At 61.4% G+C, this 22,251-nt stretch carries 20 protein-coding genes and 1 pseudogene; 5 read left to right on the forward strand and 16 right to left on the reverse strand.

The window, feature by feature from the left end; translation table 11 throughout:
- Positions 1–257 precede the first annotated feature (257 nt).
- The 4 genes from guaA to M5C01_RS24140 form a co-directional block, all read right to left on the reverse strand.
- Complete coding sequence (gene guaA / locus M5C01_RS24125; protein WP_152740959.1) at positions 258–1,835, reverse strand: glutamine-hydrolyzing GMP synthase; 1,578 nt, start codon at positions 1,833–1,835, stop codon at positions 258–260.
- A 105-nt stretch (positions 1,836–1,940) separates the two neighbouring features.
- Positions 1,941–3,410: an IMP dehydrogenase gene (gene guaB / locus M5C01_RS24130; RefSeq protein ID WP_152740960.1), complete on the reverse strand. Its 1,470-nt coding sequence runs from the start codon at positions 3,408–3,410 to the stop codon at positions 1,941–1,943.
- Positions 3,411–3,492: 82 nt separating this feature from the next.
- A complete protein-coding gene (locus tag M5C01_RS24135) occupies positions 3,493–4,041 on the reverse strand; it encodes a sugar ABC transporter ATPase (RefSeq protein WP_103498528.1) in 549 nt (182 codons plus the stop codon).
- A gap of 54 nt (positions 4,042–4,095) precedes the next feature.
- Positions 4,096–4,863 carry a sulfite exporter TauE/SafE family protein gene (locus M5C01_RS24140; protein WP_152740961.1) on the reverse strand — a complete coding sequence of 256 codons (768 nt, stop codon included), beginning with the start codon at positions 4,861–4,863 and terminating at the stop codon, positions 4,096–4,098.
- A 100-nt stretch (positions 4,864–4,963) separates the two neighbouring features.
- Here M5C01_RS24140 and M5C01_RS24145 point away from each other — a divergent pair, with 100 nt between their 5' ends.
- The 4 genes from M5C01_RS24145 (at position 4,964) to leuA (ending at position 10,449) form a co-directional block, all read left to right on the forward strand.
- Positions 4,964–5,863, forward strand: coding sequence for a LysR substrate-binding domain-containing protein (locus M5C01_RS24145; protein WP_177099573.1), 900 nt, complete (start codon positions 4,964–4,966; stop codon positions 5,861–5,863).
- Between the two features lie 186 nt (positions 5,864–6,049).
- Positions 6,050–7,429 (forward strand): exodeoxyribonuclease VII large subunit, encoded by a 1,380-nt coding sequence (gene xseA / locus M5C01_RS24150; RefSeq protein WP_152740962.1) that lies wholly within the window; start codon positions 6,050–6,052, stop codon positions 7,427–7,429.
- A gap of 18 nt (positions 7,430–7,447) precedes the next feature.
- A complete protein-coding gene (locus tag M5C01_RS24155; RefSeq protein ID WP_152740963.1) occupies positions 7,448–8,269 on the forward strand; it encodes a peptidoglycan DD-metalloendopeptidase family protein in 822 nt (273 codons plus the stop codon).
- Between the two features lie 497 nt (positions 8,270–8,766).
- On the forward strand, positions 8,767–10,449 hold the full coding sequence (gene leuA / locus M5C01_RS24160) for a 2-isopropylmalate synthase (RefSeq protein ID WP_103498533.1): 1,683 nt from the start codon (positions 8,767–8,769) through the stop codon (positions 10,447–10,449).
- A gap of 105 nt (positions 10,450–10,554) precedes the next feature.
- Here the strand turns inward: leuA and M5C01_RS24165 are convergent, their stop codons facing one another.
- The 3 genes from M5C01_RS24165 to der form a co-directional block, all read right to left on the reverse strand.
- On the reverse strand, positions 10,555–11,349 hold the full coding sequence (locus M5C01_RS24165) for an amidohydrolase (RefSeq protein ID WP_152740964.1): 795 nt from the start codon (positions 11,347–11,349) through the stop codon (positions 10,555–10,557).
- On the reverse strand, positions 11,337–12,485 hold the full coding sequence (locus M5C01_RS24170) for a pyridoxal phosphate-dependent aminotransferase (protein WP_152740965.1): 1,149 nt from the start codon (positions 12,483–12,485) through the stop codon (positions 11,337–11,339). Before M5C01_RS24170 ends, M5C01_RS24165 begins: the two co-directional genes overlap by 13 nt.
- Positions 12,486–12,598: 113 nt before the next feature.
- On the reverse strand, positions 12,599–14,074 hold the full coding sequence (gene der / locus M5C01_RS24175) for a ribosome biogenesis GTPase Der (RefSeq protein WP_103498536.1): 1,476 nt from the start codon (positions 14,072–14,074) through the stop codon (positions 12,599–12,601).
- A 151-nt stretch (positions 14,075–14,225) separates the two neighbouring features.
- Between der and M5C01_RS24180 the strand changes: the two are divergent.
- Positions 14,226–14,303, forward strand: a pseudogene (locus M5C01_RS24180) (outer membrane lipoprotein carrier protein LolA); the annotation flags it as partial.
- 38 nt (positions 14,304–14,341) lie between these two features.
- Here the strand turns inward: M5C01_RS24180 and bamB are convergent.
- The 9 genes from bamB to iscX all read right to left on the reverse strand — a co-directional run bounded on the left by bamB (position 14,342) and on the right by iscX (position 22,247).
- On the reverse strand, positions 14,342–15,493 hold the full coding sequence (gene bamB, locus M5C01_RS24185; RefSeq protein WP_152740966.1) for an outer membrane protein assembly factor BamB: 1,152 nt from the start codon (positions 15,491–15,493) through the stop codon (positions 14,342–14,344).
- A complete protein-coding gene (locus M5C01_RS24190) occupies positions 15,486–16,127 on the reverse strand; it encodes a tetratricopeptide repeat protein (RefSeq protein ID WP_103498538.1) in 642 nt (213 codons plus the stop codon). The genes bamB and M5C01_RS24190 overlap by 8 nt, the downstream gene beginning before the upstream one ends.
- A 40-nt stretch (positions 16,128–16,167) precedes the next feature.
- On the reverse strand, positions 16,168–17,457 hold the full coding sequence (gene hisS / locus M5C01_RS24195) for a histidine--tRNA ligase (protein ID WP_103498539.1): 1,290 nt from the start codon (positions 17,455–17,457) through the stop codon (positions 16,168–16,170).
- A gap of 22 nt (positions 17,458–17,479) precedes the next feature.
- Positions 17,480–18,589: a flavodoxin-dependent (E)-4-hydroxy-3-methylbut-2-enyl-diphosphate synthase gene (gene ispG / locus M5C01_RS24200; protein ID WP_152740967.1), complete on the reverse strand. Its 1,110-nt coding sequence runs from the start codon at positions 18,587–18,589 to the stop codon at positions 17,480–17,482.
- A gap of 3 nt (positions 18,590–18,592) precedes the next feature.
- Positions 18,593–19,585 (reverse strand): RodZ family helix-turn-helix domain-containing protein, encoded by a 993-nt coding sequence (locus M5C01_RS24205; protein WP_152740968.1) that lies wholly within the window; start codon positions 19,583–19,585, stop codon positions 18,593–18,595.
- Positions 19,582–20,343: a type IV pilus biogenesis/stability protein PilW gene (gene pilW, locus M5C01_RS24210; protein ID WP_103498541.1), complete on the reverse strand. Its 762-nt coding sequence runs from the start codon at positions 20,341–20,343 to the stop codon at positions 19,582–19,584. The genes M5C01_RS24205 and pilW overlap by 4 nt, the downstream gene beginning before the upstream one ends.
- 12 nt (positions 20,344–20,355) lie before the next feature.
- A complete protein-coding gene (gene rlmN / locus M5C01_RS24215) occupies positions 20,356–21,504 on the reverse strand; it encodes a 23S rRNA (adenine(2503)-C(2))-methyltransferase RlmN (RefSeq protein ID WP_103498542.1) in 1,149 nt (382 codons plus the stop codon).
- A 28-nt stretch (positions 21,505–21,532) separates the two neighbouring features.
- On the reverse strand, positions 21,533–21,958 hold the full coding sequence (gene ndk / locus M5C01_RS24220; protein ID WP_103498543.1) for a nucleoside-diphosphate kinase: 426 nt from the start codon (positions 21,956–21,958) through the stop codon (positions 21,533–21,535).
- An 88-nt stretch (positions 21,959–22,046) separates the two neighbouring features.
- Positions 22,047–22,247, reverse strand: a complete 201-nt coding sequence (gene iscX, locus M5C01_RS24225) for a Fe-S cluster assembly protein IscX (protein WP_103498544.1) — start codon at positions 22,245–22,247, stop codon at positions 22,047–22,049.
- Positions 22,248–22,251: the final 4 nt, after the last annotated feature.

The raw sequence follows: 22,251 nt of genomic DNA on the forward strand, positions 1-22,251 counted from the left end.
GCGCTGTTGGTTAGAATGTGTACGGACTGCGAAATCCGTTCGCTGATTTAGCAGCGAAGCACAGACTATAAGCGCCTATCAGCTCACCAGGCGATCAGAGTAATGAGTGCAATTGTGTCGGAGTGTGATGCCTCCAAAGACCATCAGACTTGAATCCCCGAAGCATCCGAGCACAAATGAAAATGCCAGTCAGCGTGACTGACTGGCATTGGGCTAAAGCGCCTATTCTTCACCCCGCTGACGCGAGGATGAAGCCATCATTCCCACTCAATCGTCGCCGGCGGCTTGCTCGACACGTCGTAGGTGACACGGGAGATGCCTTCGATCTCATTGATGATCCGGCCGCTGACGGTTTCCAGCAGTTCGTACGGCAGGTGCGCCCAACGGGCGGTCATGAAGTCGATGGTTTCCACCGCACGCAGGGCCACGACCCAGGCGTAACGACGGCCATCACCGACCACACCCACCGATTTCACCGGCTGGAACACCACGAACGCCTGGCTGACCTTGTGGTACCAGTCAGCCTTGCGCAGTTCTTCGATAAAGATATGGTCGGCGCGACGCAGCAGGTCGGCGTATTCCTTCTTCACTTCACCGAGGATCCGCACACCCAGGCCCGGGCCCGGGAACGGGTGACGGTAGACCATGTCGTACGGCAGGCCGAGTTCCAGGCCAAGGCGACGGACCTCATCCTTGAACAGCTCGCGCAGCGGCTCGACCAGCTTGAGGTTCATCTCTTCCGGCAGGCCACCGACGTTGTGGTGGGACTTGATCACATGGGCCTTGCCGCTTTTCGCGCCAGCCGACTCGATCACGTCCGGGTAGATGGTGCCCTGGGCCAGGTACTTGATGTTGTCCAGTTTGTTGGACTGGGCATCAAACACGTCGATAAAGGTGCGACCGATGATCTTGCGCTTCTTCTCCGGGTCCGACTCGCCGGCCAGGTTGTTCAGGAACTGCTCTTCGGCGTTGGCGCGGATCACCTTGACGCCCATGTTCTCGGCGAACATGGCCATCACTTGCTCGCCTTCGTGCAGGCGCAGCAGGCCGTTGTCGACGAAGACGCAGGTCAGCTGGTCGCCGATGGCCTTGTGCAGCAACGCCGCAACCACCGAGGAGTCAACACCGCCGGACAGGCCCAGCAGGACGTTGTCGGTGCCGACCTGGGCACGGACGTTGGCGATGGCGTCTTCAGCGATTTTCGATGGCGTCCACAGTGCTTCGCAGCCGCAGATATCGAGAATGAAGCGCGACAGGATGCGACCACCCTGCTTGGTGTGGGTCACTTCCGGGTGGAACTGCACGCCGTAGTAACGCAGGTCGTCGTTGAACATGCCGGCAATCGGGCAGCTCGGGGTGCTGGCCAGGATGTGGAAGTCTTCCGGCATCCGGGTGACCTTGTCGCCGTGGCTCATCCAGACGTCGAGGCCGAACAGGCCGTCGGCGTCGACGTGGTCTTCGATACCCTCGAGCAGGAGGCTCTTGCCGACCACATCAACGCGGGCATAACCGAACTCACGCAACTCGGAACCTTCGACCTTGCCGCCCAACTGCTCGGCCATGGTCTGCATGCCGTAGCAGATACCGAAGACCGGAACGCCCAGGTCAAACACGGCTTGCGGGCAGCGAGGGCTGTTGGCTTCGTGCACGGACTCGGGACCGCCGGCGAGGATGACGCCTTTTGGAGCGAATTCGCGAATCGCTTCGTCGTCCATGTCGAACGGATGCAGTTCGCAGTACACGCCGATTTCACGCACGCGGCGGGCAATCAGCTGGGTGTACTGGGAACCGAAGTCGAGGATCAGGATGCGGTGGGCGTGAATGTCGAGGGCCATGAGTCATTCTCGTCAGTGAAATCAGAAACAACACGGGGCTGTCATCAACAGCCCCGGTTCAAATTCGTCAATCGCCTCCCGACCTCGGCCAGGAGGCGATCACTATCAACCTACGCGATAGTTTGGAGCTTCCTTGGTGATCTGCACGTCGTGAACGTGAGATTCGGCCATGCCGGCGCCGGTGATACGCACGAATTCAGGCTTGGTACGCATTTCTTCGATATCGGCGCTACCGGTGTAGCCCATCGAGGAGCGCAGGCCGCCCATCAGTTGATGGACGATGGCGCTCAGGCTGCCCTTGTAGGGGACACGCCCTTCGATGCCTTCCGGTACCAGCTTCTCGGCACCCGCGGAGGAGTCCTGGAAGTAGCGGTCGGAAGAACCCTGGGACTGCGACATCGCACCCAGCGAACCCATGCCACGGTAAGCCTTGTAGGAACGGCCCTGGAACAGTTCGATTTCGCCCGGCGCCTCTTCGGTACCGGCGAACATCGAGCCCATCATCACGCAGGAAGCACCGGCGACGATGGCCTTGGACAGGTCACCGGAGAAACGGATGCCGCCGTCGGCGATCAAGGGTACGCCGGTGCCTTCAAGGGCGGCGGCGACGTTGGCGATGGCACTGATTTGCGGTACACCGACACCGGCGACGATACGGGTGGTGCAGATCGAGCCAGGGCCGATACCGACCTTGACCGCATCCGCGCCCGCTTCGGCCAGTGCCTTGGCGGCAGCGCCGGTGGCGATGTTGCCGCCGATCACCTGGACTTCAGGGAAGTTCTGCTTGACCCAGCGAACGCGGTCGATCACACCCTTGGAGTGACCGTGGGCGGTGTCGACCACCACCACGTCGACACCGGCATGGACCAGTGCGGCCACACGATCGGCGGTGTCTTTACCGGTGCCGACCGCGGCGCCGACACGCAGACGACCCTGGTCGTCCTTGCTGGCCAGTGGATAGGCCTTGGATTTTTCGATGTCCTTGACGGTCATCATGCCCTTGAGGGCGAACTTGTCGTCGACGATCAGGACTTTTTCCAGACGGTGCTTGTGCAGCAACTCGCGGACTTCGTTCTTGTTGGCGCCTTCGCGGACGGTGACCAGGCGCTCTTTCGGCGTCATCACTTCGCGAACCGGGACATCCATGCGGGTTTCGAAACGCACGTCACGGGAAGTGACGATACCGACCAGGTCGCCGTCATGCAGCACCGGCACGCCGGAGATGTTGTGCATGCGGGTCAGTTCGAGCAGTTCACGCACCGTGGCATCGGCCTCGATGGTGATCGGGTCCTTGACCACACCGGCTTCGAACTTCTTGACCTTGCGCACTTCGACAGCTTGCTGCTCGATGGTCATGTTCTTGTGGATGATACCGATACCGCCTTCCTGGGCCATGGCAATGGCCAGACGGGCTTCGGTCACGGTATCCATGGCGGCGGAAACCAGCGGAATATTCAGCTCGATGCCACGGGTAAGGCGGGTCTTGAGACTGACTTCGTTAGGGAGTACCTCGGAATAACCGGGCACTAGGAGAATGTCGTCGAAGGTCAGAGCTTCTTGGCTGATACGCAGCATCGCGGGGGCTCCCGAGCGGGAAAATGGAAGCGCGCCATTATACTCAGATGGACCCTTGGGCTCAATGTAAACCTTGGCTTATTTAAAGCTCCACTTTTACCCAGGCGACGGGCTGATCCAGCCAGTCGGCGAACTCGTCGAGAAAGCTCTGCTTGAAGCCGGCTTCAGCCCAGTTATTGAAGATAAATCCGAGGTTGGAGAAGGCGCATTCCTGCAGGAACAGAAAGCCGTTGATATCGTCTTCATGGCCGCACAGCGGGCAGATGAAGTTCTCGGTGCGCCCCGGCATCCACTCTTCGAGGCTGTCGAACAACGCCTCGCCGACTTCCTTGCGGCACTCGGCGCAGCCCGCCTCTTCGAGAAAGCCCTTGGCCGGGGTATAGATGCAGCGCTTGGTGACGATCTCCAGACCGTTGATCGGCTCATTGAACGGCAGCGCGTCGGGGTGCAGGACCACGCTGGCGGCGCCCGGGGCGATGGCATGGGCCATGCGGTTGCCGGTGCGACCGCAGGTGCTCAGTTGCTCCTCGATGATGTTCTTGCGCACCAGCCAGCGCACGACGGCCCGGGCCCGGGGTTCATGGACCGGCAAGGTGGAAATCTTCGGGACGATGATGCTTTGCGAATTCATGGGGACGGCCTGGAGCGTTTGCGACCCGGCAGCTTAATCCCTGAAACCCCGAGGTCAAGTGCTGAAGTAACGGGTGATCAGGGCAATTCCACTGGCCAGCACCAACCAGGTCACCAGGCGTACGAAGGCCTCACGCGATAGCCGGCGGGTCAAACGCCTGCCGATCCAGAGACCCAGCGCCATTGCCGGCAGCAAACAGACCGCCAACATCAATAAGGGTAGCTCGGCATAGACCCCGGCGATCACGAATAGCGACAGACGCACCACCGTGCTGCAACTGATCAGCGCACTTTGGGTGGCACGGGCCGCGTCCTTGGGCAAGCGGCTGTTGAGGTAGATCGCATAAAGAAAGCCGCCGCTGCCAAACAGCGCGCCGAACATTCCGCCCACCGTGCCCATGGGCACCGCCCAACCCGCCGCCAGTTGGGTCGGTCGCGCCTTGACCGACAGGCTGTAGACCGCATAGGCGCTGATAAACAAGCCCATCAGCAGCAACAGGATGTCGGACTTGAGATTCAACAGGAAGATCACCCCCAGGGTGCAACCCACCGCCATGCACGGCAGCAACCGCAGCAACTCGGGTTTGGCGACATCCTTGCGCGAAGGCAGCAGATTGCCAAAGGCCGCGACGAAATCCAGCAGCACCAGCAAGGGCACGATTTTCGACAGCGGCATAAACAGGATCAGGATCGGCCCCGCCACCAGCGCCGTGCCAAAACCGGCCACGCCGAAAACGATATAGGCCAAGGCCACGCCCAGCTCCACCACCAGCCAATCGGTGGCACTGAACGGCCACTGGTTCAATAGGGCAACAAGACTCATGAAGAACACTTCCACAATGGGTTCGATTGACTTTAGCCAGTGGCGAGCCTTGCGACTAATATATTCAAAGCCCGCCACCCATCTCGAAAAGGCATGACTCGTGATTTCCACCCGCCAACTGCGCTACTTCGTTGAAATCGCCGAATCCGGCAGTTTCAGCGCCGCCGCCGAACGCCTGTTTATCGCGCAGTCGGCCTTGAGCCGGCAGATCAAGGAACTGGAAAATCATTTGCAGACGCCCTTGTTCGAACGTACGGCGCGCCAGCCAAGACTGACCGCGGCAGGCGAGGCGTTTTATCCGCGGGCAAGAAATCTGTTGAGCGAACTGAACAAGGCCAGCGAGTTGGCGACCCAGGTGGGCAAAGGACAACTGGGAACCTTGCGTCTGAGTCATTCCAGCACGGTGCCGATGAGCGGTCGATTGCTACGGGCAATCAGTCATTTTCTGGAGCAGAGTCCGGGGGCGTCGATGGATATCGTCAAGCTGTCCTCCGAAGCCCAACTCGAAGAACTGGCCGAGGGGCGACTGGACATCGGCCTGCTGCGCCTGCCGGTACTGCGCCAGCGCGAGGGTGTGCAGATCCTGCCGCTGTTCAGCGAGCGCCTGCTGCTGGCGGTGCCGCCGAATCATCCGTTGGCGGGCTCGACCGAGGGCATCGACCTGGCGGTGCTGAAGGACGAAGCCTTTATTTCCATTCCGCATCCGCAGCGGGGTGGCTTGAGTTATCTCTCGGCCGAGCTGTGCATGCGCCAGGGTTTCTTTCCCCGGGCGGCGCGGGTGGTGTCGCGCAAGACCACTCAATTGCAGTTGATCCAGGCTGGGTTCGGTATTGCGCTGCTGCCCGAGTCGATGCGGGACATCGCACCGACGAATATCCATTTCCTGCCCCTCAAGGACCCGGATTGTCAGAGCACCCTGGCCTTGGCCTGCCGCCAGGAGCCGACGCCGCTGGTGGCGCAGTTTGTCGAGAGGTTCAGCGAAGATCTGCGACGCCCTTGAAAACACCGCGAAACTCATAGGAGCAGGGCTTGTGTGGGAGCGGAGCTTGCCCGCGAAGCTTTTAGCGCCCTCGCGGCCGCCTTCGCGAGCAAGCTCTGCTCCCACATTAGATTCGGGCAGGAGACAAAATCTGCGTTCGACGACATAACGTAGAGATTGCCGGTCGAATGCCTTTATCATGCCCCCATGATTAAAGATCCCTTTTCACGCCTGGGCCTCGACCGCGAAGTCCTCACCGTCAGCCAGCTCAACGGCCGCGCCCGGGTGCTGCTCGAAGACGTGTTCAGCAATATCTGGGTCGAAGGCGAAATCTCCAACCTCGCCCGCCCGGCGTCCGGCCATATCTATTTCACCCTCAAGGACAGCGGCGCCCAGGTGCGTTGCGCACTGTTCCGGCAGAACGCCGCCCGGGTGCGCCAGGCGCTGAAGGACGGTTTGGCGGTCAAGGTCCGGGGCAAGGTCTCGCTGTTCGAAGGCCGTGGCGACTACCAACTGATCCTCGACACCGTGGAGCCGGCCGGCGATGGCGCCCTGCGCCTGGCCTTCGATGCCCTGAAGGAAAAACTCAGCGCCGAAGGCCTGTTCAGCGCCGAGCGCAAGGTCCCGTTGCCCGCCCATCCGCAACGCATCGGCATTATCAGTTCGCCCACCGGTGCGGTGATCCGCGACATTATTAGTGTCTTTCGCCGCCGAGCTCCGCAGGTCGAACTGACGCTGATCCCCACCGCCGTACAGGGCCGCGAAGCCATCACGCAAATCGTCCGAGCGCTGAAACTGGCCGATGCCAAGGGCTTCGACGCGCTGATCCTGGCCCGTGGCGGCGGCTCGCTGGAAGACCTCTGGTGCTTCAACGAAGAAGCCGTGGCCCGGGCGGTGGACGCCTGTATCACGCCCATCGTCAGCGCCATCGGCCATGAAACCGATGTGTCCATCAGCGATTTTGTCGCCGACGTCCGCGCCCCCACTCCCTCCGCCGCCGCAGAACTGCTGGCCCCGGACTCCAGCGACCTGCAACGCCGGGTCGAGAGCCTGCACCGCCGCCTGGTGATGCGTATCCGCGACCGCCTGATGCGCGACCGCCTGCGCCTCGACGGCCTGGCCCGACGCCTGCGCCACCCCGGTGAACGTCTGCGCCAACAGGCCCAACGCCTGGATGACCTGGACATGCGCATGCGCCGGGCGTTCGAGCGCCAGCTCAATACCCGCCGGGAAAAACTGATCCGCCTGGAAACCCGCCTCGCCGGGCAACATCCGGGGCGGCAACTGGCGCTTCTGCGTCAACGCCTGGACAGTCTCTCCGAACGCCTGCCCCGAGCCATGCGCGAGGGCCTGAAAGCCCGGCGCCTGCAACTGCAAAGCCAGATGCAGACACTTCATGTAGTAAGTCCCCTGGCCACACTCGGCCGTGGCTACAGTATCCTGCTGGACGAACGTGGCCAGGCGATCCGCAGTGCCGAGCAGACCCACACCGGCCAACGCCTCAAGGCGAAACTCGGTGAAGGGGAATTGCAGGTGCGGGTCGAGGACAATCACCTGACGCCCGTCACCCTTTCTTTACTGGACTGATTTTCAAGGGATCCGAGCATGCCCCGTTTTCTTGGTGCCCTGCTGTTGCTGGGCCTCGCCTTCAACGCCCACGCCGACAGCTATCTCACCCGCCTGCTGAACAAGCCGGTGCCCGGCGGCGTGGCCGTGGTCGATCTCGGAGCAAACGCCCAGGCGCCCAAGGCCAGCTACCAGGGCAAGCCGGTTTTGGTGGTCAAGGAACAGAACAACTGGCTGGCGATTGTCGGTATCCCCCTGACGGTGAAGCCCGGCAGCCAACAGATCAGTTCGGCCGGTCGCAGCCTGAGTTTCAATGTCGGCGGCAAAAAGTACCCGGAACAGCACATCACCTTGAAGAACACCCGCCAGGTCAACCCGAACCCGGCCGACCTCAAGCGCATCGATGAAGAACTGGCGGTACAGGTTCGCGCCTATCGCAGCTTCAGTCCCGGCACGCCGAGCAACCTGTTGCTGGACAAGCCGGTCAACGGCCCGCTGTCGAGCCGCTTCGGCGTGCGCCGCTTCTTCAACGGCGAGGAACGTAATCCCCACGCCGGGCTGGACTTCGCGGTTCCGGCGGGTACGCCGATCAAGACCCCGGCAGCGGGCAAGGTGATTCTGATCGGCAATTACTTCTTCAATGGCAATACGGTGTTCGTCGACCACGGCCAGGGCTTTATCAGCATGTTCTGCCATATGTCGAAGATCGACGTGCAGGTGGGCCAGTCACTGGCCCGTGGTGCGGTGGTGGGCAAGGTCGGCTCCACAGGGCGGGCGACCGGCCCCCATATGCACTGGAACGTCAGCCTGAATGACGCGCGGGTCGATCCGGCGATCTTTATCGGCGCGTTCCATCCCTGATCCCCGGAACACCACCGCCCCCCCCTGTAGGAGCGAGCTTGCTCGCGATGGTAGTCCAGGCACCACTGGGTATCAGGTGCCCCCGCGTTATCGTTGACGTCCATCGCGAGCAAGCTCGCTCCTACAAGGACCTCGTTCGGTCTGGGCGACCGATGTTGCAGCCAACCATCCCAGCGGCAAAGATTGCGCAGGTCCAAAATAGTGCGCAATTGTTCTAGATTTTTAGTCGTTCAAGCAGAATAAAATCTCGGAAAAGCCGATTTTCCGAGTATTTCTCTCAATTTTTTCCACAGGCTTGCCATCTTTCACCCCAGTGGTTAGGGTTGAAGACATGAAAACTTCTCACACCCTCATTCAGCGACGTCAACATCGCAGCCTCTGCCTCGTCAGCGCACGACTGCCAGGCTGAATCGAACGACCTCGTCCCCGGTTTTCTCCCTGATAACGCATTACCGGCTGGCCGCCTTTTTTCGGCCCTGACCCCAAGGAATTTCCCCATGAGCATGCTCAAAGACCCGTCTTCGAAGTACCGCGCGTTTCCGACCATCGATCTCCCTGATCGCACCTGGCCGTCGAAAACCATCACCAGCGCGCCGATCTGGTGCAGCTCCGACCTGCGCGACGGCAACCAGTCGCTGATCGAGCCGATGGACGCGGTGAAAAAACTGCGCTTCTGGAAAACCCTGGTCAGCGTCGGCGTGAAGGAAATCGAAGCCTCGTTCCCGGCCGCTTCGCAAACCGACTTCGACTTCGTCCGTACCCTGATCGAAGACAACCACATCCCCGAGGACACCACCATCCAGGTGCTGACCCAGGGCCGTGAAGACTTGATCGAGCGCACTTTCGAATCCCTGCGCGGGGCGAAGAAAGCCATCGTTCACCTGTACAACGCCACCTCGCCGTCCTTCCGCCGCATTGTCTTCAACCAGGACAAGGACGGGATCAAGGCCATCGCGGTCAACGCCGCCAAGCTGTTCGTCAAATACGCCGCCCAGCAGCCGGACACCCAGTGGCAGTTCGAATACTCCCCGGAAACCTTCAGCGCCACCGAGCTTGAGTTCGCCAAGGAAGTCTGCGACGCGGTCATCGAAGTCTGGAACCCGACGCCCGAGCACAAGGTGATCCTCAACCTGCCCGCCACGGTCGAGTGTGCCACCCCGAACATCTATGCCGACCAGATCGAGTGGTTCGGTCGCCATATCAACCGTCGTGACAGCGTGATCATCAGCCTGCACACCCACAACGACCGTGGCACCGGCGTGGCCGCCACCGAACTGGGCCTGATGGCCGGCGCCGACCGTGTCGAAGGCTGCCTGTTCGGCAACGGCGAGCGTACCGGTAACGTCGACCTGGTCACCGTGGCCCTGAACATGTACACCCAGGGTCTCGACCCACAGCTGGACTTCTCCGATATCGACGGCGTGCGCAAGGTGGTCGAGGAGTGCAACCAGATTCCGGTGCACCCACGTCACCCGTATGTCGGCGACCTGGTCCATACCGCCTTCTCCGGCTCCCACCAGGATGCGATCCGCAAGGGCTTCGCCCAGCAGCAAGCCGACGCCCTGTGGGAAGTGCCGTACCTGCCGATCGACCCGGCCGATATCGGCCGCAGCTACGAGGCGGTGATCCGCGTCAACAGCCAGTCGGGCAAGGGCGGTATCGCCTACCTGCTGGAGCAGGAATACGGCATCAGCCTGCCGCGTCGCATGCAGATCGAGTTCAGCCAGGTGGTGCAGCGTGAAACCGACCGCCTCGGCCTGGAAATGACCGCGCAGCAGATTCATGCCCTGCTGCACAGCGAGTACCTGCAAGCCAACACCCCGTATGCGCTGGTCAGCCATCGCCTGCAGGAAGAGAACGGCAACAGTGCGGTGGAAGTGGAAGTGTCCGGCAAGGGCCAGGGCGAGACCAATCTGCACTGGCGCGGCAAGGGCAACGGTGCCCTGGAGGCGCTGGTGGCCGGTCTGCCGATACCAGTGGAAATCATGGACTACAACGAGCACGCCATCGGCGCCGGGACCAACGCCAAGGCCGCGGCCTATATCGAGCTGCGGGTGAACGGCGAACGTGCGGTGCACGGCGTAGGGATCGATGAAAACATCACCACCGCCAGCTTCAAGGCGCTGTTCAGCGCGCTGAACCGCTCGCTGAGCCAGCTGGATACCAGCAAGGCGGCGTAAGCGTCGGCAGAAATAAAAAGGCCCCGGCGGTGTGAACCCCCGGGGCCTTTTTGTGCGTCTGAGTCCGTCATCGCCGGCTTGCTGGCGATGAACGATAACGCGGTGTTACTGATTCAACTCAAAGCTGTCGGCATCCAGGTAGGCCGGAAACCGCGTCCGATAGGCCGCCAGTTCCGCCGCACTCAAGGTGACCTGGAACACACCGTCGGCCTCCCCCGCCCCCAGCAACGACTCGCCCTGGAAATCCAGCACCTGGCTGTCGCCGGTATAGGCGAAACCCTTGCCATCGGTGCCGACCCGATTCACCGCCGCCACATAACACAGGTTTTCAATTGCCCGCGCCGGCAACAATCGGTTCCAGTGCAAGCGCCGCGCACCCGGCCAGTTGGCGGTGTACAGCAGCAGGTCGGTGTCCTGGGCATCGCGGCTCCACACCGGAAAACGCAGGTCGTAGCAGATCAGCGGACGCACCCGCCAGCCCTTGAGCTCGAACTGCATCTGGCGCTCGCCCGGGGTGTAGTGGTTATGCTCGCCGGCCATGCGGAACAGGTGGCGCTTGTCGTAGTGCAACACCTCGCCATCCGGCCGCGCCCACAACAGACGATTGCGGTGACTGCCGTCGGCTGCGCGGACGATCACGCTGCCGGTGATCACCGCATCAAGCTTTTTCGCCTGCCCGCGCAGCCAGACACTGGTCGGGCCGTTTTCGGCTTCGGCCAGGGTCTGCGACTCCATGGAAAAACCGGTGGTGAACATCTCCGGCAGGATCACCAGATCAGCCCCCGCGGCCTGCTCCAGCAGCACGTCGAAGTGCTCGAGGTTGGCCTGACGGTCATGCCAGGCCAAGGTGGTCTGCACCAATGCGAGTTTCAGGTCCGGCAACGCACTCAGATCACGCATAGTTTTGCCGCTGCTTCACGCAGCGTCTCCTCGCGCTTGGCAAAACACAGGCGCACCAGGCGCTGTCCTTCCGGCGGGTTCTGGTAGAACACCGACACCGGAATACTTGCCACGCCATGTTCGCGGGTCATCCACACGGCCATGTCGACGTCGTTCAGGTCCGGGCGAATCTGCGAGTAGTCGACCAATTGGAAATAGGTCCCCGCCGCCCGTTTGAAGCTGAATCGCGACTCGCCCAGCAGGTCGCAGAACAGATCGCGCTTCTCCTGATAGAACACCGGCAGTTCCTCGACATGCTCCGGACGCATCGCCATAAAGTCGGCCAGTGCATACTGCAATGGCGTCACGCCGCAGAAGCTGATGTACTGGTGCACTTTGCGCAGTTCGGCGGTGAGGGCCGGCGGTGCCACCACATAGCCGGTTTTCCAACCGGTGACGTGGTAGGTCTTGCCGAACGAGCTGACCACAAAGGCGCGCTGATACAAGGCCTCATGGGCCAGGACACTGGCATGGGGCACGCCGTCGAACACCAGGTGCTCATAGACTTCATCACTGACCAGATAGATATCGCGGTCGGCGATCAGCTTTGCCAACTGGTCCAGCTCGGCATGGCTGATCAGCGCGCCGCTGGGATTGTGCGGGCTGTTGAGGATGATCATGCGGGTGCGCGGGCTCAGCGCGTCGGTGAGCTTCTGCCAATCGATGGAGAAGTCTTCCAACCCGAGCTGCACATGCACGCAACGCCCACCGGCCAACTCCACCGAAGGTTCATAACTGTCGTAGCAAGGGTCGAAAACGATCACCTCGTCGCCGGGGTGGATCACCGCCTGGATAGCACAGAAGATCGCCTGGGTCGCGCCGGGGGTGATGGTGATCTCTGCATCGGCGTTCACGTGCACGCCGTAGCTGCGGGCGATTTTCGTCGCCACCTGCTGGCGCAGGGCCGGCAGCCCGGTCATCGGGGCATACTGGTTGTGACCGTTGTTCACATGCCGGCAAACCGCATCATGCAGGGCCTGCGGGCCCTCGAAATCCGGGAAGCCCTGGGACAGGTTGAGCGCACCGGTTTCCACCGCAAGCGCAGACATACGGGTAAAGATGGTGGTGCCGACATTCGGCAACTTACTGCTGATCATGGGGGCGTTTTCCCTGCTGAACATCCGGCTCTACGGGGCACGGGAGCGTTCGAGGATAACGTAAACGCCAGGCATGAAAAAGGGCGCCGAAGCGCCCGTTTTCCTGACCTGTATCAGCGTTTCTTGTCGCGACGCTTTTTATCGGCCTGCTTGTGGTGCGACATCATCCGGCGCTTCTTGTTGACCTGACGGTCAGTCAGCGCGGTCTTCTTGCCTTCGTACGGGTTCTCGCCGCCCTTGAATTCGATGCGGATCGGCGTCCCCACCAACTTCAGTACACGGCGGTAGGTGTTTTCCAGGTAGCGAACATAGGACTTCGGCACCTTCTCCACCTGATTACCGTGGATCACGATCAGCGGCGGGTTGGCCCCGCCCAAGTGCGCGTAGCGCAGCTTGATCCGACGGCTGTTGACCATCGGAGGCGCGTGCTCGGTCACCGCATCTTCGAGGATCTGGGTCAGGCGGCTGGTCGGCCAGCGGGTTACCGCCGACTTGAAGGAGTTCTGTACCGACTGGTACAGGTTACCCACGCCGGTGCCGTGCAAGGCCGAGATAAAGTGGATGTCGGCGAAGTCGACGAAGAACAACCGGCGCTCCAGCTCGATCTTCACGAAATCACGTTCGCCCGGGGTCATGCCGTCCCATTTGTTCAGGGCGATCACCAGCGCGCGACCCGACTCCAGGGCAAACCCGAGCAGGTTGAGGTCGTGGTCGACCACCCCTTCGCGGGCGTCCATGACGAAGATCACGACGTTGGCGTCCTTGATCGCCTGCAAGGTTTTCACCACGGAGAACTTTTCGACTTCCTCGTGGATCTTGCCGCGCTTACGCACACCGGCGGTGTCGATCAGCGTGTACTTCTCGTCGTTACGCTCGAACGGGATGTAGATACTGTCGCGGGTGGTACCAGGCTCGTCATAGACGATCACCCGGTCTTCACCGAGCATGCGGTTGACCAGGGTCGACTTGCCGACGTTCGGGCGACCGATAATGGCGATCTTGATGCCATCTTTTTCGCTCGGGCCAGGAATACGCTTGGCTTCTTCACCTTCGGCAACGTCTTCGATCTCGCCGTCTTCCGGCTCGTCTTCGTCGTCTTTCGGGAAATCGCTCAGGGCGATTTCCAGCATCTGGGTGATGCCGCGACCATGGGCACCGGCGATCGGGATCGCGTCGCCCAGGCCCATCGGGCTGAATTCGGCGCGGGCCATATCCGGGTCGATGTTATCGACCTTGTTCGCCACCACGTAGGAGCGCTTGTTACGTTTGCGCAGGTGCTCGCCGATCATCTGGTCAGCGGCGGTGAAGCCGGCTTTGGCATCCACCAGGAACAGCACGACATCGGCTTCTTCAATGGCCAGCAGCGACTGCTCGGCCATTTTTTCGTCCATGCCATGCTCGTCGCCGGAAATACCGCCGGTGTCGATCAGGATATAGGTGCGCCCTTGCCACTTAGCCTCACCGTATTGGCGATCACGGGTCAGACCGGACAAGTCGCCTACAATGGCGTCGCGAGTCCTGGTCAGGCGGTTGAACAGGGTGGATTTACCGACGTTCGGTCGGCCCACCAGGGCGATTACGGGAACCATGCGGCTCTCCACTTCGTTATTTCAGAAAATACAAAAGCCGCTGCAAGGCAGCGGCTGGTGCTCGGGGCAGCACCGGGAGGTGCCGCAAACCTCATGAAACGAGGCCGCCTGTGGGATCAACGCCGAACCTGTAGGAGCGAGCTTGCTCGCGATGGTCGTTAACGATAACGCGGGGCACTGGTTCTTTCGCGGTGCCCTTACGTTCATCGCGAGCAAGCTCGCTCCTACAAGTGATGCGTTGGGGTACCCCCAAGCATAGTCAAACCTTTACTTGATGGTCAGGGCTTCCAGTTTGCCGCTGTTGCCATACACGTAAATCATGTCACCCATCACCAGCGGACGTGCACGCAGGCCATCGCTGTCAATGCGCTCGCGACCGACGAAGCGACCGTCCACCTGGCTCAGCAGGTGCAGGTAGCCTTCGAAGTCGCCGACTGCGACGTAGCTGGAGAACACTTCCGGTGCCGTCAGCTGGCGACGAGCCAGGGCGTCATTGCTCCAGATCGCCGTGGTGGAACGTTCGTCAACGCCTTCAACCGTGCCGGACGCCAAGGCGACATAAACACTGCCGAAGCCCTGGGCAACGCCCGAGTAGCTGGAAGCATCACGCTGCCAGAGCACTCGACCGCTTTCCAGCTCCAGTGCCGCCATGCGGCCCTGGTAGCTGGCGACATACAGGTTGCCGCCGGACAACAGCAGGCCGCCGTCGATGTCGACGATGCGCTCCAGTTCCGAACGCCCTTGCGGGATGGCCACGCGGGTTTCCCACGCCGGCACGCCGTTATGGGTATCCAGGGCGACCACTTTACCGCTGGACAGACCCGCCACCGCCAGATGGTTGGTCACCAAGGGTGCACCCGTACCACGCAAGGTCAGGACCGCCGGGCTGCTGTCGTACAACCAGCGCTGGTTGCCGGTGTCGGCATCGAGGCCGATCACACGGTCGTCCTGGGTCTGCACAACCACCACGTCACCGTTGGTGGCCGGCGGCGCCAGCACTTCGCTGGTCACCTGGGCGCGCCATTTCTGCTCGCCGCTGCTGGCATCCAGGGCAATCACTTCGCCCTTGAGGGTGCCCATCAACACCAGGCCGTAGCCGACGCCGATGGCGCCGGAAACCGGCACTTCCAGGTCTTTCTTCCACTTCACGTCGCCGTTCATGCGATCCATCGCGATCACGACGCCAGTGTCATCGGCCGCGTAGATGGTATCGCCGTCAATCGCCGGCACCAGCATGTTGTAGATCTTGCCCTGGCCGTCACCGATGGAACGGCTCCACTCTTTGTGCAGAACCACTTCTTCCTTGAAGGAGGTCAGTTCGGCCGGTGGCAGTTCTTTCTTGCTGTTGCTGCTGCAACCCGCGGCCAGAATGGCCAGAGCCAGCAATGCTGCATGTTTCCAACGGATCACGTCACGCATCCCCTTTGGCCAGGTCGTCCAGCTTGATTTGTAAGCCACCGACCGCTGCTTCATCAGACAGCGCCGCTTTGGCCTTTTGGTACGCGGCATGAGCTTCATCGGTCCGACCCAGTTGAACCAACAGGTCCCCCTTGAGTTCTTCGCGACTGGCCAGGAACGCCTTGTCAGCATCGCCGTCGAGCAGTTTCAGTGCGTCGTCGACTTTGTTCTGTGCCGCCAGCACCTGGGCCAGGCGCTGACGCGCGACTTCGCCGAGGGTGATGTTGGCCGGTTTGTCGGTAATGGCTTTCAGCTCACGCGCGGCGTCGTCGAGTTTACCGGTATCGACCGCAACTTTCGCTACGAACAGACTGCCGTACTGCGCATAGGCGCTGCCGGCGAAATCGGTGTTGAGCTTGTTGGCCAGGTCCGCCACGCGTCCAGGGTCGGGCTTGCCGTCCGGCGTCAGCGTGGTTTCCAGCAGTTGCTGATAAAGCATCGAGGCGCCCTGCGCCTGGTTGCTCTGGTATTTGTGCCAGGCCTGCCAGCCGAACACCACCACCAGGGCCAGCAAGCCGCCAGTGACCAAGGGTTTGCCGTTACGCTGCCACCAGTCCTTCAACTCCGCCAACTGATCATCTTCGGTACTCGACACCCCAATACTCCTTATTCTCTAAATCGGCTGTTTTACAGCTTCAACCCTGCACGACGCAGGTGGCCAAGTGCTCGGAAAGAGCCTCCCAGGCAATGCTTTGTTGCTCGCCCTGGCCACGCAGGGGTTTGAAACCTACCACTTGCTGAGCCAATTCGTCGTCACCGAGAATCAAGGCGTACAGCGCACCGCTTTTGTCAGCTTTCTTGAACTGGCTCTTGAAGCTGCCGGCACCGGCGTTGACCTGCAAACGCAGGTTCGGCAGCTGGTCACGGACCTTCTCGCTCAGGGCCAGGGCCGCGAGTTCCGCGGCCTCGCCGAAGGCGCACAGGTAGACGTCGACCTGACGGGCGATTTCTTCCGGGACCTGCTCCAGGGTTTCCAGCAGCAGGATCAACCGCTCGATACCCATGGCAAAACCCACGCCGGGAGTCGGCTTGCCGCCCATCTGCTCCACCAGGCCATCGTAGCGACCACCGGCACAGACGGTGCCCTGGGCGCCCAACTGGTCGGTGACCCATTCGAAAACGGTCTTGCTGTAGTAATCCAGCCCGCGCACCAGCTTGGGATTGATCACGTACGGGATACCGGCCGCATCGAGACGGGCCTTGAGGCCTTCGAAGTGCAGGCGCGATTCCTCGTCGAGGTAGTCGGCGAGTTTCGGCGCATCCACCAGCGCGGCCTGGGTGTCCGGGTTCTTGGTGTCGAGCACCCGCAGCGGGTTGGTCTTCAGGCGGCGTTGGCTGTCTTCATCCAACAGCTCGAGACGTGCGCTGAGGAACTCCACCAGGGCCTCGCGATAACGGCCACGGGACTCGCTGGTGCCCAGGCTGTTGAGTTCGAGCTTGACCGCGCCGCGGATGCCCAGCAGGCCCCACAGGCGCCAGGTCAGCACGATCAGCTCGGCGTCGATGTCCGGGCCGTCGATATTGAAGACTTCGCAGCCGATCTGGTGGAACTGGCGATAACGGCCTTTCTGCGGACGCTCGTGGCGGAACATCGGGCCGATGTACCAGAGCTTCTGCGGCTGACCACCACCGGTGATGCCGTGTTCCAGCACGGCGCGCACGCAGGCCGCGGTACCTTCCGGACGCAGGGTCAGGGAATCGCCGTTGCGGTCCTCGAAGGTGTACATCTCTTTTTCGACGATGTCGGTCACTTCACCGATGGAGCGTTTGAACAGCTCGGTGAACTCGACGATCGGCATGCGGATCTGCTTGTAGCCGTAGTTATCCAGCAGACGCGCGACAGTGCCCTCGAAATAGCGCCACAGGGGCGTCTGCTCGGGCAGGATGTCGTTCATGCCACGAATGGCTTGCAAAGACTTGCTCACAAAATATCCTTAAATTCTTCGATCAGCCGCGGGCGATCAGCGCCGCGTCGGCGTCGACCTTTTCGGCCGCCTTCTGCCGGATCAGCCTTTCGAGCTCATCCACCAGATTGTCATTCGTCAGTTTCTGCGCCGGCTTGCCGTCGATGTAGATCAGGTTCGGCGTGCCACCGGTCAGGCCGATATGAGCCTCTTTGGCCTCACCCGGTCCGTTGACCACACAGCCGATCACGGCCACATCCAGCGGCACCAGCAGATCTTCCAGGCGCCCTTCCAGCTCGTTCATGGTCTTGACCACATCGAAGTTCTGCCGCGAGCAGCTCGGGCAGGCGATGAAGTTGATACCACGGGAACGCAGGTGCAGGGACTTGAGGATGTCGTAGCCGACTTTCACTTCCTCGACCGGGTCGGCCGCCAACGAGATGCGGATAGTATCGCCAATCCCTTCGGCCAGCAGCATACCGAGGCCGACGGCGGATTTCACCGTGCCTGAACGCAAACCACCGGCTTCGGTGATCCCCAGGTGCAGCGGCTGGACGATTTCCTTGGCCAGCAGGCGGTAGGCGGCTACCGCCATGAACACGTCGGAAGCCTTTACGCTGACCTTGAAGTCCTGGAAGTTCAGGCGCTCCAGGTGCTCGACATGGCGCAGGGCGGACTCCACCAGCGCCTCTGGCGTGGGCTCGCCGTACTTTTTCTGCAGGTCTTTTTCCAGGGAACCGGCGTTGACGCCGATACGGATCGGGATACCACGATCACGGGCGGCATCGACCACCGCGCGCACGCGGTCTTCGCGACCGATATTGCCCGGGTTGATCCGCAGGCAGTCGACACCCAGTTCGGCCACGCGCAGGGCGATCTTGTAGTCGAAGTGGATATCGGCGACCAGCGGTACCTTGACCAACTGCTTGATCCGACCGAAGGCCTCGGCGGCGTCCATGTCCGGCACGGAAATGCGCACGATATCGACGCCCGCGGCTTCCAGGCGATTGATCTGCGCCACGGTAGCCGCGACGTCATTGGTGTCGCTGTTGGTCATGCTCTGCACCGCGATCGGTGCATCACCGCCTACGGGTACCGAGCCGACCCAGATTTTACGGGACTCGCGACGCTTGATAGGAGATTGGCCGTGCATGACTTATTGACCTAGCTTCAGGCGAGCGGTCTCGCCACTGGTGAACGGGGCGATATCGACCGGCTGACCGTTGTATGTGATCTGGGCACCGCGGGCATAGCCCAGGCGCACGGCAAACGGCGGCTTGCCGCTGAGCTCAAGGTTCTCGCCCTTGCGCTTGAGGCCGCTGACCAGCACCTTGCCGTTGCCGTCGGTGACCTGGGTCCAGCAATCGGCGACGAAGGTCAGGTGGACCTGGCCGGCGCCGGCCACGGGCTCGGCGGCAGCGGGTGCACCGCTGACCGGAGCGCCTGACGCGACTGTCGACACCGGGGCTGGGGCTTGCGTAGGGGCCACCACCAGGGTCTGCGCCGAATGCGGCACAGGCACCACAGCCGGGGTCGCCGGAGTACTGGCCGCAGCCGCCGGGGCCGCAGGCTGGGCCTCGGCCGCGCCTTCAGGTGCCGGCGCCTCGGAGGCCGCCTGGTTCTCGGTCACGGCCTGGTCTTCCGGCTCGTCGATCGGATGAATCTGCGTGGTGCCATCGGCGCTTTCGACTTCGACGTGCTCCATATTGACCGCCGCCTGATCCTTGGAGCGCAGGCTGGCCTGGTCCTGCCACCAGACGAAGCCGCCGCCGATCACGGCGATCAGCAACAGCAGGCTGACGATACGCAACAGGGTGTGGGAAAACCGCACCGGCTCTTCGATCCGCCCCAGGGCCTGGACACTGCTGCCCTGGGAGTCGGTGCCGGTGCTCTGGTCGAACTGCTGGACCAGGACGGCCTGGTCCATGCCGAGCAACTTGGCGTAGGCGCGGATATAACCCCGGGCAAAGGTATGCCCCGGCAGCTTGTCGAAGGCACCGGCTTCCAGGTTGCTCAGGGACGACACCGTGAGGTTGAGCTTCACGGCCACCTCGGCCAACGTCCAACCATTGCTTTCGCGGGCCTGACGCAGGGTCTCACCGGGGTTGACGCGAGTCGCTGCTACAAATTCGGGTTGCGCCGCTTTCATCTTTGCTCCGACAGGTATTGCTGATATTCCGGCGTACCGGGATAGAGTCGTTTTAGTTGCAAGCCGTAACTGGCGGCTTTGTCACGATCTTCGTAGATTTTCGCCAGGCGGATACCGAGCAATAGACTACGTGCATTTTGCTCGCTCAGCAGGCTGAAGCGCGCGTAATAATCGCGTGCGGGCACATAATGCCTGTCTTCGTAAGACAACTCAGCCATTTCCAGCAAAGCACGTGGCTGTTGGCGGTTCAGGCGCAGGGATTTGTCGAAATGCTGCAGGGCCAGATCGCGCTGGCCAAGGGCCAGCGCCGTAAGGCCGAGGTTTTCGAAAACCCGCGAACGTTCGGTATAGAGGCTGTCGTTGGCGGCCTGTTCAAAACGCTCGTAGGCGTCCTTGTAACGCTTGAGTTCGAACAGGAAGCTGCCGTAATTGTTGAGCGTGCGCGCGTCGTTCGGACGCGAGGACAGGGCCTTGTGGAAATGCTCCTCGGCCAGTTGCGTTTCGCCTTCGGCCTGGAACACCAGCGCCAGGGCGCCGTTGGCATCCGGATCGGAGCTGTCCATCTCCAGGGCTTTCTTGAGCGGCACCTTGGCCTGCTCGGTCTGGCCTTGCTGCAGATAGCCGATGCCCAGTTGCACATAGGCCGTGCGCGCTTCATCGCGCCCCTTGCTGGTACTCAGCGGGTCGACATTACCCGTTGAAACGCAGCCGGCCAGCAGGCCGACGAATACGACAAGGAGCGCAGCGCGCAGGGTCATGGAGGTCCTCTCTCAGTTTCGGTTCGCGGCGCTTTGCCCACTTTCGGCATCGGCGCTCAGCTCACGTACGGCAATGTAGCGTTCGCTGCGACGGGTGCGATCCAGCACCTGCCCCACCAACTGACCACAGGCCGCGTCGATGTCTTCACCGCGGGTGGTACGTACCGTGACGTTATAACCGGCCTGATGCAACAAGTCCTGGAAACGCCGGATCGCATTGTTGCTCGGGCGCTCGTAGCCCGAATGCGGGAACGGGTTGAACGGAATCAGGTTGATCTTGCACGGCGTGTCCTTGAGCAGCTCGATCATCTCGACGGCATGCTCGACCTGGTCGTTGACATCCTTGAGCAGGGTGTACTCGATGGTCAGGACGCGCTTCTCGCCGAGGGTCGCCATGTAGCGACGGCACGACTCGAGCAACATCTTAAGCGGATACTTCTTGTTGATCGGCACCAATTGGTTACGCAATGCGTCATTCGGTGCGTGCAGCGACAGCGCCAGGGAGACGTCGATGTGCTCGGCGAGCACGTCGATCATCGGAACCACGCCGGAGGTCGACAGGGTCACGCGGCGCTTGGAGATGCCGTAGCCCAGGTCGTCCATCATCAGGTGCATGGCCGCGATGACGTTGTCGAAGTTCAGCAGCGGCTCACCCATGCCCATCATCACCACGTTGGTGATGGCACGGTCGACGGTCGCCGGGACGCTGCCAAAGGATTTGTTGGCAATCCACACCTGGCCGATGACTTCGGCGGCGGTGAGGTTGCTGTTGAAGCCTTGCTTGCCGGTGGAGCAGAAACTGCAGTCCAGGGCACAGCCCGCCTGGGACGAAACGCACAAGGTGCCACGTTTGCCCTGGGGAATGTAGACGGTCTCGACGCAGCTGCCGGACGCCACGCGCACCACCCATTTACGGGTGCCGTCGGTGGAAATGTCCTCGCTGACGACTTCAGGACCGCGTACTTCAGCAACAGTCTTGAGCTTTTCACGCAAGGCCTTGCTGACGTTCGTCATGGCGTCGAAATCATCGACGCCAAAGTGGTGAATCCACTTCATGACCTGACCGGCACGGAAACGCTTCTCCCCGATTGAGTCGAAGAATTTTTCCATTTCCGGCTGAGTCAGACCCAACAGGTTTATTTTGCCGATTGATACAGTCATGGATTCACCCTCACTCGAAAGCCTTTGCTTAGCGAGCGGTTACTTCGGTAGCTGCGAAGAAGTACGAGATTTCGCGAGCGGCAGCGGCTTCGGAGTCCGAACCGTGTACAGCGTTGGCGTCGATGGAATCAGCGAAGTCAGCACGGATGGTGCCGGCAGCGGCTTCTTTAGGGTTGGTAGCGCCCATCAGCTCACGGTTCAGAGCGATGGCGTTTTCGCCTTCCAGAACCTGGACAACAACCGGGCCGGAGATCATGAAGGCAACCAGGTCGCCGAAGAAACCACGAGCGCTGTGCTCAGCGTAGAAGCCTTCGGCTTCGGCTTTGGACAGTTGCTTCATTTTCGAAGCAACAACGCGCAGGCCGGCGTCTTCGAAACGGGAAACGATCTTGCCGATCACGTTTTTTGCAACGGCGTCAGGCTTGATGATGGAGAAAGTGCGTTGAACAGCCATGGTGTAACTCCAGAAACAGTGATTTGCCAAAAATTAAACCCGCGAATTATACGCGGGTTCCCAAGTATTGCCTAACCTGCCGCGCTGCTCAGTCGCGTTCTTCGATCCACTGGGCCTGAATGGCCTCCAGAATCTTCTCGCCGCAGTGCTCAGGCTTGTCGTCGAACTCGGGCAATTCCATCACCCACTTGCGTAGATCGACGAAGTTGACCGACATTGGATCGACTTCCGGCTTGCTTTCAGCCAGTTGAATTGCGATCTCCAGCACATCAACCCATTTCAGGCTCATGATA

Origin of the sequence: Pseudomonas sp. MWU12-2319 (assembly GCF_023242525.1) — a bacterium.
Classification (GTDB): domain Bacteria; phylum Pseudomonadota; class Gammaproteobacteria; order Pseudomonadales; family Pseudomonadaceae; genus Aquipseudomonas; species Aquipseudomonas gingeri_D.